The organism is Delftia sp. K82 (assembly GCF_002193035.1).
Classification (GTDB): Bacteria; Pseudomonadota; Gammaproteobacteria; order Burkholderiales; family Burkholderiaceae_C; genus Comamonas; species Comamonas acidovorans.
Genome location: NZ_MYFL01000001.1, coordinates 2,454,967 through 2,468,020, shown reverse-complemented (window position 1 = coordinate 2,468,020; position 13,054 = coordinate 2,454,967). Strand labels below are relative to the sequence as shown.

The following is a 13,054-nucleotide window of genomic DNA, read 5'->3' as shown; positions in this document are numbered from 1 at the left end:
ATTGCTGTGCGCCGATTACTGTGCGCGGATTTCGTTGTCTTTCACCACCTTGGCGTAGCGGGGAATCTCGGACTGGATCAGGGCGCCGAACTGGGCCGGTGTGCCGCCTGCCGGGGACACGCCCGTCGGCTCCAGCTGGGCCAGCAGTGCCGGCGCCTTGAGGCCGGTGTCCAACGCCGCATTGATGCGCGACAGCACGGCGGGCGGCAGGCCCTTGGGCGCGAGCAGGCCGTGCCAGGCCACCACGTCATAGTCCGGCAGGCCGCTTTCGGCCACCGACGGAATCTCGGGATAGGCGGGCAGGCGCTGGGCCGTGGTCACGGCCAGGGCGTGCAGCTTGCCGCTCTTGACGTGCTGCATCAGCGCCTCGGTGCCTGCCACCAGCATGTCCACGTTGCCTGACAGCAGATCGGTCACGGCCGGGCCCGTGCCGCGATAGGGCACATGCGTGGCCTTGACCTTGGCCATGCCGAACAGGTACTCGGTGACGATGTGAAGATGGCTGCCATTGCCGGCCGATGCAAAGGTCAGCTTGCCCGGGTTCTCACGCGCATAGGTCAGCAATTCCTGCAGGTTTCTGGCGGGCACGCGGGGGCTCACGCAGACCACGTAGGCGCCTTTGGACAGCTGGATCACGGGCGTCATGTCGGCCACGGGGTCGAAGCGCAGCTTGTACAGCGAAGGGTTGACCGTATAGCTGCCCGCCACCAGCAGCAGCGTGTAGCCATCGGCCGCCGAGCGCAGCGCGTACTCGGTGCCCAGCGTGCCACCGGCGCCCGGCCGGTTCTCCACCACCACGGGCTGGCCCAGTCTGTCGTTGAGCACGTTGGAGGCCACGCGCGCAATGAAGTCCGAACCGCCGCCGGGCGCGAAGGGGCAGACGATCTTCAGCGACTTGCTGGGAAACGCCTCCTGGGCCAGGCCCTGGTGCGGCAGCGCAAGGCCGGCCAGCGGGGCGGGCAGGGCGGCGCAAAAGCGGCGGCGGTTGATGCTCATGGGTTGGTGTCTCCTGCAGAGTTATGGTTGGCAGTGCACCAGGCTTGTTGCAAGCAGCATGCCATCCGACTCAAGGGAAAACCCGTGCAAGCATCGCAGCCTGCTGCCAGAGGCTGAAGGGCTGCAGCGCCACCTGCTGCCGTACCATCGGTTTCATTGTTGTTTCAAAACTGCGGCCTCTGATTTCATGGATGAGGGCGTGTGCAATGCCTCGCCCTTCACCTCTGGTGCCCGGCAAGGCCTGGCAGGTCCGGCAGGCTCGGCACAGGGGGCCGGGTGCAAGCACCTTGCTGCCTGCAGTCTAGGGTTTGCCCGTGGAGGTCTTCAGCAAGAGCGCATTCCGACGATAGAGCAAAGGCGTTTGTAGGATTTGTCTTACATATGATTTGCCTGCCGGGTGCCGAAATCCATTTATCCTCGCTCTCTGCTCCACATGGCCTGCCCGGCCTTTTCGGGTGGCTGGCCATGGGGCTGGCAACGAGTGGTTCCGTGCTCCTGGACCGATTCCCCGTGACTGCCTATTCAGCCTTAGCCGCTCCATGTCAGCTTTTGCCCAGCGCACGCTTGTAGCCATCCGGACCGCCTGGCCAGCCGCCACCGTCATGGCGGTGGGCATGTGCCTGAGCGCCGCGCTCGCCCTGCAGCAGCAGAGGGCGCTGGAGCGCATCGACCTGCAGCGCCATACGCAACAGGCCCAGTCTGCCCGCCAGGCGCTGGAGATGCGCCTGGATGCCTATGCCGTCATGGTCCAGCATGTGGCCAACCAGCTGGCCGCCTCTCCCGAGATGGGGCAGCAGGCCTTCGCGCGCATTGCGCAGGCGCTGCGCATACAGATACAGCCCGGCATGCAGGCGCTGACCTTTACGCGGGCCGCAACGGAGCGCGGTCAGGCCAGCCAGGATCCGTCGGCCTCGTTCAGGCCCGATCCCCACTATTTCTTCATCGACTATCTCTGGCCGGTGGAAGGCAATGAATCCATCGCCGGTCTGGACATGCACGACCGCCCCAGTCTCATGGCCAGCATGCTGCGCAGCCGGGACAGCGCGGCCGCCGTGGTCTCGGCGCCGTTTGCAATGAAGCAGCCCGGCGAGCATGCCACCGCCGTGCTGGTGCGCGCGCCCGTCTTTGCGCTGGCGGACCACCAGTCTCTGGATGGCACGGCCGCGCATCCGCTGTTCCTGGGAACGGCCGACGTCAGCATTCGTGTGCACGACCTGGTGCAGGACCTGCATGAGCGCGGCTTCCTGGGCCGGCTTGCGCTGGCCATGCATGACGCAGGCCCGGTCTCGCCCCTGCCGCCGGCCGGCGTATCGCCGCTGCCGCTGTATCTGGGTGCTGCCTGGCCCGAGCGCGGGCAGGATGCGGTAGGCCTGGGCGATACCGGCCAGGTGGTGCTGGAGCAGACACTGCAGGCCCAGGACCGGCTGTGGCGGCTGAACTTCATTCCCGTGAGCACGGCCCTGTCCTGGACCGAGCGTGCCCAGCCCCTGGTGTTGTTTGCGCTGGGCATGCTGGTGTCAGTCCTGCTGGCCTCGCTGGCGGCAGCCTGGTGGCGGCGCCATCCGTCCAGCTGGGCGCAACTGCGTGCCTCTTCCCGCAGCATGCGCGAGAGCGATGCCCGCTTTCAGGCACTGTTCGAGCAGGCCGCCGTGGGCGTGGTGCAGATCGACGCGGCCAACGGCAATGTCCTGCATGTGAACCGCAGGTATTGCGACATCACCGGCCACGAGGCACAGCAGCTGTGCCAGCGCCCCCTGCTGGCCCTGGTGGCCGCCGAAACGGTGGAGGGCGACAGGCTGCTGCTGCAGGAACTGGCTGCGGGCCAGCGCCGCGCCCTGCAGATCGAGCGGCAGCTGCGGCGCAGCGACGGCAGCCTGGTCTGGGTGGAACTGCACATCTCCGCGCTGGGCCACGGCCCATCGCTGCGGCTGATGGCCCTGGTGCAGGACATCAGCGCGCGCCGCCACTTGCAGCAAATGCAGCGCGACGGATCGCGCCACCTGCGCATGGTCATCCAGCGCCTGCCCCTGGGCCTGGCCATGCTGCAGGAGGATGGCCGCTTCGCCTACTGGAACGAGGAATTCATGCGCCTGGCAGGCCATGGCGCCACGGCCGGCATGGATGGCGACGGCTGGTGGCGCAACATGTGCCCGGATGAAGCCCGCCGCCAGCGCATGCAGCGCCGCTTCGAAGCCGCGCAGGCGCGGGCGCGCGTTGCCCAAAGCTCCCATGGCAGCGAGTCCGACAGCTGCGGCACCCTCAACTCCGAGGAGTACCAGCTCATAGGCAGCGACGGCTGCGCGCGCTCCGTATCCATCGGCGGCATGCTGCTGGACGAAGGCTGCCTGCTGATCCTGCAGGACCAGAGCCAGCGCAAGACCGCCGAAGAGGAAATTCGCCGCCTGGCCTTCTACGATGCGCTCACCGGCCTGCCCAACCGCCGCCTGCTGGTGGACCGGCTGCAGCAGGCGCTGGCCTCCAGCCGCCGTCGCGGGCGCTGTGGCGCCGTCATGCTGCTGGACGTGGACAACTTCAAGGCCTTCAACGACAGCCTGGGACTGGAACTGGGCGACGTGCTGCTGCGCATGATTGCCGAGCGACTGGCCCAGTCCCTGGGCCGCGAAGCCACGCTGGCCCGCCACAGTGGTGATGACTTCGTCGTGCTGCTGGAGGACCTGGGCAAGGACTCCATGCACGCCGCCTCCAAGCTCGAAGGCGAGGTCCAGCGCATGCGTTCGCTGCTGCTGCAACCGCTGCAACTGAGTGGCCAGTCCTGCCACATCACGCTCAGCATCGGCGCCAGCCTGTTCGGCGAGCAGGAACTCAGTGCCGACGAGGTCCTGCGCCGTGCCGAGATGGCCATGTACCAGGCCAAGGGCATGGGGCGCAACACGCTGCAGTTCTTCGATCCGCAACTGCAGGCCGTGCTCAGATCGCGCACGGCCATGGAGCAGGAAATGCGCGAGGGCCTGGTGCGCTCGCAATTCGTCCTGTACTACCAGCCGCAGGTGGCGAACGGGCGCATCGTCGGCGCCGAGGGCCTGCTGCGCTGGAACCACCCGCGCGAAGGGCTGGTGCCTCCGTCGCTCTTCGTCTCGCTGGCCGAGGAAACGGGCCTGATCCAGCAACTGGGCGAATGGGTGCTGGGCGAGGCCTGCCGGCAACTGGCGCAATGGGCGGCGGAGCCGGACATGGCCTGCCTGATGCTGGCCGTCAACGTCAGCCCGCGCCAGTTCCACCAGGCGCGCTTCGTGGAGCAGGTGCTGCAGGCGCTCAAGGAGCACGGTGCCAATCCGCGCCTGCTCAAGCTGGAGCTGACCGAAAGCCTGCTGCTGGCCGACGTGGACGACACGGCGGCCAAGATGGCCACGCTCAAGGCACACGGCGTGGGGTTCTCGCTGGACGACTTCGGCACCGGCTACTCCTCGCTGGCCTATCTCAAGCGCCTGCCGCTGGACCAGCTCAAGATCGACCGCAGCTTCGTGCGCGACGTGCTCAGCGACCCCAACGACGCGGCCATTGCGCGCACCATCGTCGCCCTGGGCACCAGCCTGGGCCTGCAGGTCATCGCCGAGGGTGTGGAGACCGAGGCGCAGCGCCAGTTCCTCGAAGACCAGCACTGCCATGCCTGGCAGGGCTACCTGCTCAGCCCGCCCGTGCCCGTGCGCAGCTTCGAGGCACTGGTGCGCCAGGCCATCGTGTCGCGCCCTCCGGCCCTGAGCCCGGCGAACCTGCCGCAGCAGGCGCAGGACCGGCCCCAGGTGGTGGAGTGCACGGATGGCAGCGGGGTGCCGGACGCCCCCTCAAACCATTCTTGACATTCGACACGGCCCCGCGCGGGCCGCTTTCCATTCTTGAGCAGGGGTGGCGCGCGGTATCATTCCGAGCTTCCCTGTTGTTCCCCCACGTCCTCATTCGTCCGTTCGCCGCGGACCGCCATCTGCCTGCATCGTGCGCCTGAATTCCATCAAGCTGTCCGGCTTCAAGTCCTTCGCCGAGCCCACCAACTTCATGCTGCCGGGGCAACTGGTGGGCGTGGTGGGCCCCAACGGCTGCGGCAAGTCCAACATCATGGATGCGGTGCGCTGGGTGCTGGGCGAGAGCAAGGCCAGCGAGCTGCGCGGCGAGTCCATGCAGGACGTGATCTTCAACGGCACCACGCACCGCAAGCCGGCCAGCCGCTCCAGCGTGGAGCTGGTGTTCGACAACAGTGACCACCGCGCGGGCGGCCAGTGGGGCCAGTTCGGCGAGATCGCCGTCAAGCGCGTGCTCACGCGCGAGGGCAACAGCAGCTACTTCATCAACAACCAGGCCGTGCGCCGCCGCGATGTGCAGGACGTGTTCCTGGGCACGGGCCTGGGCCCGCGCGCCTACGCCATCATCGGCCAGGGCACGATCAGCCGCATCATCGAGTCGCGCCCCGAGGAACTGCGCCTGTTCCTGGAAGAGGCCGCAGGCGTGTCCAAGTACAAGGAGCGCCGGCGCGAGACCGAGAACCGGCTCTCGGCCACCACCGAGAACCTCACGCGCGTGGAAGACATCCTGCGCGAGCTCAACAACAACCTCGACCGGCTGGAAAAGCAGGCCGAGGTGGCGGCCCAGTACAACGCGTTGCAGTCCCAGGTCACGCTCAAGCAGCAGCAGCTGTGGTTCCTCAAGCGCGCCGAGGCCGAGGCCGAGCAGGACCGCGTGCGCGTGGAGGGCCTGCAGGCCGTCAACGAGCTCGAAGAGCGCATGGCCGACATCCGCAACAACGAAAGCGGACTCGAAACCCTGCGCCAGGCCCACTACGACGCCAGCGACCAGGTCAACCAGGCCCAGGCCAAGCTCTACGAATCCACGGCCGAAGTCGGCAAGCTGGAGGCCGAGATCCGCTACGTGCTCGAAGGCCGCCAGCGCGTGCAGCAGCGGCTTCAGCAGCTGTCCGAGCAGGTGCTGCTGTGGAACAGCCGCCGCGAGGAAGCCGAAGCCGAGATCGAGAACCTCGAAGGCGCCGGCATGGACGCCGAGGAACAGGCCGAGATGCTGGCCGCCCAGGTCGAGGAGCAAAGCATGCGCCTGCCCGACCTGGAGGACGCCCTGCGCAATGCCCAGAAGGCCGACACCGACCAGCGCGCCAGCGTGGTCCAGGTGCAGCAGCAGATCCAGGTGCTGGCCGCCGAGCAGCGCAGCCTGGACGAGCAGCGCCGCCAGTTCGAGACCCGCTTCGAGCGCCTGCGCGCCGACCGCAACGCGCTGGAGACGCCCGACGAGGCCCGCCTGAACAATCTGCAGTCCCAGCTGGAAGAGGCGCGCGAACTGGCCGAAATGGCCGATGCCGTGCTCAACGAGCTGCAGGACTCCGTGCCCCAGCTCGACGAGGACCGCCGCACGCGCCAGCAGGCCGTCAATGCCGAGGCCGCACGCCACGCGGACCTGTCGGCGCGGCTGGAAGCGCTCAAGGCCCTGCAGGAAAAGGTCAAGACAGACGGCAAGCTCCAGCCCTGGCTGGCCAAGCACGGCCTGGACGGCATGCAGGGCCTGTGGAGCCGCATTGCCATCGAGCCCGGCTGGGAAAACGCGCTGGAGGCCGCGCTGCGCGAGCGCCTGGGCGCGCTGGAAGTGGGCCGGCTCGACATGGTGCGTGGCTTTCTGGGCGCAGGCGGGCACGATGCGCCGCCCGCGCGCCTGGCCTTCTTCAGCCCGCCGCAAGGCGCACCCGCGCCGGCCGCCGGCCGCTGGCAGCACCTGTCGGACCTGCTGCGCGTGAACGATGCCGGCCTGCGCGCCGTGCTCGGCGACTGGCTGCAGGACTGCTACACGGCGCCCACGCTGGAAGAGGCGCTGTCGCGCCGCGGCGAACTGCGGCCCGGTGAAACCGTCTACGTGCCCACGGGCCATGCCGTCAGCAGCCACAGCGTGAGCTTTTATGCGCAGGACTCGGAGCAATCCGGCCTGCTGGCACGCGCCCAGGAAATAGAGCACCTTGAAAAGGAAGTGCGCGCCCAGGCGCTGATCTCCGACGAATCGCGCACGGCCCTGGTGCGTGCCGAAAGCGCCTATGCCGAGGCCTCGCAGCGCCTGGTCAGCGCCCGGCGCGAGGCCAGCGAATCGCAAAGCCGTGCCCACGAGCTGCAGGTCGAAACCCTGCGCCTGTCGCAACTGGCCGAGCAGGCCCGTGCACGCAATGCCCAGATCAGCGCCGACCTGGCCGAGGTCGAGGCCCAGCTGTCCGACATCGAGGAGCGCCGCGTGGCGGCCGAGGCCCGCTTCGAGGAACTGGACATGCAACTGGCCGACAGCCAGGAGCGCCATGCCCAGCTCGGCGACAAGGTGCTGGAGTCCGAGCGGCGCCTGAACGAATCGCGCGAGCAGCTGCGCACGCTGGAACGCCAGGCCCAGGAGGCCACGTTCTCGCGCCGCAGCCTGGAGGCGCGCCGGGGCGAACTGAGCCGCACCATAGAGACCGCCAGCCAGCAGGCCCGCTCCCTGGCCGACGAGCAGCAGCGCGCGCAGGACGAACTTACGCGCCTGACCGATGCCGCGGCCCAGGGCGGCCTGCAGGATGCGCTGGATTTGAAGATGCAGCGCGAGCAGGCCGTGGCCGCGCGCCGCAGCGAATATGACGACCTGACCAACAAGCTGCGCGCCAGCGACGAACGCCGCCAGCAACTGGAAAAGGCGCTGGACCCGCTGCGCCAGCGCATCACCGAATTCCAGCTCAAAGAGCAGGCCGCGCGCCTGGGCCTGGAGCAGTACTCCACCTTGCTGGAAGAGGCGGGCGCCGACCTGGCCGCCGTCTCCCAGTCCATTGCCGAGGCCAATGTGCGCATGCACGGCCTGCAGGGCGAGATCGACCGCCTGCACCGCGAGATCGCGGCCCTGGGCGCGGTCAACCTGGCGGCGCTGGACGAGTTGAAGCTGGCGCGCGAGCGCAAGACCTTCCTCGACGCGCAGACCGAGGACCTGACCCAGGCCATGAACACGCTGGAAGATGCCATCCGCAAGATCGATGCCGAGACGCGCGAGCTGCTGTCGGGCACGTTCGAGACCGTGAACGGGCACTTCGGGCGCATGTTCCCCGAGCTGTTCGGCGGCGGGCAGGCCAAGCTGGTGATCACGGGCGATGAAATCCTGGACTCGGGCGTGCAGGTGATCGCGCAGCCGCCCGGCAAGAAGAACCAGACGATTCACCTGCTGTCGGGTGGCGAGAAGGCGCTGACGGCGATTGCCCTGGTCTTCGCCATCTTCCAGCTCAACCCGGCCCCGTTCTGTCTGCTGGACGAGGTGGATGCGCCGCTGGACGATGCCAACACCGAGCGCTATGCCAAGCTGGTGGCCAGCATGAGCAAAAGCACGCAGTTCCTGTTCATCAGCCACAACAAGATCGCCATGGAAATGGCCCAGCAGCTCATCGGCGTGACCATGCAGGAGCAGGGCGTGTCCCGCATCGTGGCCGTGGACATGGAGTCCGCGCTGTCCATGGCTGAGCTATCCTGAGCATGTCCGCAACCTTTCGAACCCCTTTGCTGGAACGACGTTTCATTCCTTCATTCCATGAGTAACCTGCAAATCAGTCTGGCCGTCCTGGGCTTTGTGGTGCTGGCCCTGATCCTTGCCTACAACAGCTGGTCCGCGCGCCGCAATGCACCCAAGCGCGCCGACCCCGTCGATGAAGCGCAGCGCGATCCCTCGCGCCATGAGCCCGGCATGGACACCGTGGGCCACGGCCCGGACCTGACGCACAGTCTGCGCGAGCCCGTGCTGGGCGACTTCGGCACCGCCGCGCCGGGCCAGAGCCCCGCCTCCGCGGACCGCTTCGCCGAAACCGACGCCGAGCTGGCCCATCTGGTCCAGCTCGAAGAGCAGCAGCGCCAGGCTGCGGCCCAGGCTGCGCTGGCTGCCAAGGCCGCCCAGGCGGTGCAGTCCGCGCAGGCCGCCCATGCCCTGCAGGCGGGCGAAGACGCCAGCGCTTCGGCACCCGCATCTGAATCTGTGTCCGCGCCTGCGGCGTCCCCGTCGGCACCGCAGTCCATCGAGCCTTCCCTCAACGACGCGGCCCTGACCAGCGCGGCCGCCAGCCGCCCGGGTCTGGATGCGCTGATCGACGCCATTGCCCCCGTGCAGGTCGGCCAGGCCGTGCCTGGCGAACTGGCGCTGCAGGCCCAGCCCGCCACGCGGCGCGCGGGCAACAAGCCCTTTGCGATCGAGGGCATGAACCAGTCCACCCACCAGTGGGAGCCGCTGCAGCCCGGCCAGCGCTACCTGGGCTTCCAGGCCGGCGTGCAGCTGGCCAACCGCACGGGTGCGCTCAACGAGATCGAGTTCTCCGAGTTCGTTGCCAAGGTGCAGCGCTTTGCCGATGCGCTGGGCGCCACGCCCGACGTGCCCGACATGCTGCAGGAAGTGGCGCGAGCGCGCGAGCTCGACCAGTTCGCCAGCGAGCACGACGCCCAGCTCACCTTCATGCTGCGCGCACGCCAGGCCTCCTGGAGCGCGGGCTACGTGCAGCAGAACGCATCGCGCCAGGGCTTTCTGCCGGGCTCCATGCCCGGGCGCATGGCCCTGCCTTCGCCCACGCCCGGCATGCCGCCGGTGCTGGTGCTCAACTACGACCCGCAGGCGGCCATGGCCGACGACCTGGACACCTCGGTGGTGCGCGAGTTCCTGCTGAGCCTGGACGTGCCCCAGGTGCCGCGCGGCGAGCAGGCCTTCGTGCAGTTGCGCCAGGTGGCCGAGCGCCTGTGCCAGACCATGGACGGCGTGCTCTGCGACCAGAACGGCTACCTGCTGCCGGCCATGGCGCTGGACCCCATCCAGCACGACCTGGAACATCTCTATGACAAGCTCGACAGCCGCGAGCTGTCGGCGGGCTCCATGCTGGCGCGGCGACTGTTCAGCTGACGCGGCGCGGTGCCCCTGGTGCACAACAGGCTCCTGGCCTCAACCCCATGAACGACAATCTGGATCTTTTCTCCGGCGCAGCCCCCGCGGCGCCGGAGTCCGGGGCCGCCCCCGACAAGGTGCTGGCCAAAGTGCAGGCTCTGCGCGCCCAGCTCAACCAATGGGCGCATGAGTACTACGTGCTGGACACGCCCACCGTGCCCGATGGCGAGTACGACCGCGTCTTCCAGCAACTGCAGGCGCTGGAAGGTGCCTACCCCGAACTGGTCACGCCGGACTCGCCCACGCAGCGCGTGATCGGCGCCGTGCTCGACGGCCTGATGCCCGTGCGCCATGCCGTGCCCATGCTCAGCATCCGCACCGAGACCGACAACGAGGCCACGGGTGCCGAGGCCTTCGACGCACGCATCCGCAAGGAGCTGGAACTGGCCGAAGGCGCGCCGCCCGTGGAGTATGTGGCCGAGCCCAAGTTCGATGGCCTGGCCATGAACCTGCGCTACGAGAACGGCCGCCTGGTGCAGGCCACCACGCGCGGCGACGGCGAGGTGGGCGAGGACGTCACCCACAACATCCGCACCATCCGCAAGATTCCGCTGTCACTGCCCGAAGGCAAGGGCGTGCCGCCCGTGGTCGAGGTGCGCGGCGAGGTCTACATGGGCCGCGCCGACTTCGTCAAGCTCAACGAGCGCCAGCAGGCCGCCGGCGGCAAGAGCTTTGCCAATCCGCGCAATGCGGCGGCAGGCTCGGTGCGCCAGCTGGACTCGGGCATTGCGGCGCAGCGCCCGCTGTCCTTCTTCGCCTATGGCCTGGGCGAGATCACGCCGGCCGCGCAGGGCGGCCCCGACTTCGTCACCCACTACGCCATGCTGCAGACGCTGCGCGACTGGGGCTTTCCGGTGGCGCCCCAGGTCTGCATCGCCAAGGGCGCGGCAGAGCTGGTGGCCTTCCACCAGCGCATGGGCGCCGAGCGCGCCACGCTGCCCTACGAGATCGACGGCGTGGTCTACAAGGTCAACAGCCTGGTCCAGCAGCGCCAGCTGGGCTTTGTCTCGCGCGAGCCGCGCTGGGCCGTGGCCCACAAGTACCCGGCCGAGGAAATGCCCACGCGCATGGAAGGCATCGACATACAGGTCGGCCGCACGGGCAAGCTCACGCCCGTGGCGCGCCTGGCCCCCGTGGCGGTGGGCGGCGTCATCGTCACCAATGCCACGCTGCACAACCTGTTCGAGATCCGCAAGAAGCGCGTGCGCACGGGCGACACCGTGGTCGTGCGCCGCGCCGGTGACGTGATCCCCGAGGTCGTGGGCCGCGTGCCCGGCGACCGGCCGACCTATGTGCCCAACTTCCGCATGCCCGCTGCATGCCCCATCTGCGGCAGCGCTGTGGCGCGGCCCAAGGGCGAGGCCAACCACCGCTGCACGGGCGGCCTGTTCTGCCCGGCGCAGCGCAAGGAGGCCATCCTGCACTTTGCCGCGCGGCGCGCCATGGACATCGAGGGCCTGGGCGACAAGCTCGTGGACCAGTTGGTGGACGGCCACGTGGTGCGCACGCTGCCCGATCTCTACCGCCTGGGCCTGGTGGCCCTTGCATCGCTGGACCGCATGGCCGAGAAGTCGGCCCAGAACGTGCTGGATGCGCTGGAAAAATCCAAGAAGACCACGCTGGCGCGGTTCCTCTTCGGCCTGGGCATCCGCCAGGTCGGCGAGTCCACGGCCAAGGACCTGGCCCGCCACTTCGGCCAGCTGGACGCCATCATGGACGCCAGCGTCGAGCAACTGCTGCAGGTGCGCGACGTGGGGCCCATCGTGGCCGAGAGCATCCACACCTTCTTCGCCCAGCCCCACAACCGCGAGGTGGTCGAGCAACTGCGTGCCTGCGGAGTGCACTGGGAAGAGGGCGCGGCGCGCGAGCAGACCGCCCAGCCGCTGGCCGGCATGACCGTGGTGCTCACCGGCACGCTGCCCACGCTGGGCCGCGACCAGGCCAAGGAGATGCTGGAGGCCGCGGGCGCCAAGGTCTCCGGCTCGGTCAGCAAGAAGACCAGCTATGTGGTGGCCGGTGCCGAGGCCGGCAGCAAGCTGGCCAAGGCCGAGGAACTGGGTGTGACCGTGCTGGACGAGGCCGGCATGCTGGCGCTGCTGGCAGGCGGGGACCACTGATGGCGCTGAGTCCGCGCAAACCCGTGGTCGGCCTGGCGCTGGGCAGCGGTTCGGCGCGCGGCTGGGCGCATTTCGGCGTGCTGCGCGCACTGGAGGATGCGGGCCTGAGGCCCGACATCATCTGCGGCTCGTCCATCGGCGCCCTGGTCGGTGCCTCCTATGCGGCTGGCGAGATGCAGCGCTTCGAGGAATGGGTGCTGGGCCTGGGCATGCGCAAGGTGTTCGGTTTCATGGACTTCAACATCACGGGCGGCATGCTCAAGGGCGAGAAGCTGATCGCGTTCTGGCGCGAGCACTTCGTGGACTCGGCCATCGAGGACCTGAAGATTCCCTTCGGCGCCGTGGCCACCGACCTGCATTCGGGCGCCGAGGTCTGGCTGCGCAAGGGCTCCATCGCCGATGCCGTGCGTGCCTCCATCGCGCTGCCCGGCCTGTTCACGCCCGTGCAGCGCGAGGGGCGGCTGCTGGTCGATGGGGGCATCGTCAACCCCGTGCCCGCCTCGCTGGCGCGCGCCATGGGCGCGGACATCGTGATCGCGGTCGATCTCAATGCCGACATCATGCGGCGCCACATGCGGCCGCTGGTTCCCTCCGCCGCCATGGCTGCCGCCCCGCCGCTGGAGGAAGCCCCGCCCGCTGTGGAGCAGGGCGTGGCGCCCGAGGACCTGGCCGGCCAGGCCAGCGCCGTGGCCGGCACGGCCTGGGTGCGCAGGCTGCAGCGCGGCGTGATGGGGTGGATGCCCGGACACCACCGCGACGAGGCAGGCCGCGAGACCGAGCCCCCGCCCCGGCCGCCCTCGCTGCTGGACGTGGTGATGACCAGCGTCAACATCATGCAGATGCGCATCACGCGCAGCCGCATGGCGGGCGACCCGCCCGAGCTGGTGATCGCGCCGCGCCTGTCCCACCTGGGCCTGCTGGACTTCCACCGCGCCCGCGAGGCCATCGACGAAGGCTACGAGGCAGCGCAGGCCGCGTTGCCGGGCCTGCGCCACTGGGGCCTTTGAGGCGTTACA

6 protein-coding genes are annotated in these 13,054 nt (G+C 68.8%); 5 read left to right on the top strand and 1 reads right to left on the bottom strand.

Annotation, left to right across the window (positions count from 1 at the left end; all coding sequences use genetic code 11):
• Positions 1-15: 15 nt before the first annotated feature.
• On the bottom strand, positions 16-996 hold the full coding sequence (locus KDK82_RS10880) for a tripartite tricarboxylate transporter substrate binding protein (protein ID WP_013802568.1): 981 nt from the start codon (positions 994-996) through the stop codon (positions 16-18).
• 539 nt (positions 997-1,535) lie between these two features.
• Here KDK82_RS10880 and KDK82_RS10875 point away from each other — a divergent pair.
• From KDK82_RS10875 to KDK82_RS10855, 5 genes are all read left to right on the top strand, one after another.
• Entirely contained in the window at positions 1,536-4,814 is a 3,279-nt protein-coding gene (locus KDK82_RS10875) for an EAL domain-containing protein (RefSeq protein WP_088164867.1), read from the top strand.
• 133 nt (positions 4,815-4,947) lie between these two features.
• The gene (gene smc / locus KDK82_RS10870) at positions 4,948-8,475 is read left to right on the top strand and encodes a chromosome segregation protein SMC (protein WP_088164866.1); all 3,528 of its coding nucleotides are present in this window, start codon (positions 4,948-4,950) and stop codon (positions 8,473-8,475) included.
• A 57-nt stretch (positions 8,476-8,532) separates the two neighbouring features.
• Positions 8,533-9,879, top strand: a complete 1,347-nt coding sequence (locus tag KDK82_RS10865) for a cell division protein ZipA C-terminal FtsZ-binding domain-containing protein (protein ID WP_065346993.1) — start codon at positions 8,533-8,535, stop codon at positions 9,877-9,879.
• Between the two features lie 47 nt (positions 9,880-9,926).
• Positions 9,927-12,038 carry an NAD-dependent DNA ligase LigA gene (ligA, locus tag KDK82_RS10860; protein ID WP_088164865.1) on the top strand — a complete coding sequence of 704 codons (2,112 nt, stop codon included), beginning with the start codon at positions 9,927-9,929 and terminating at the stop codon, positions 12,036-12,038.
• Positions 12,038-13,045, top strand: coding sequence for a patatin-like phospholipase family protein (locus KDK82_RS10855; protein ID WP_012205427.1), 1,008 nt, complete (start codon positions 12,038-12,040; stop codon positions 13,043-13,045). Before ligA ends, KDK82_RS10855 begins: the two co-directional genes overlap by 1 nt.
• Positions 13,046-13,054: the final 9 nt, after the last annotated feature.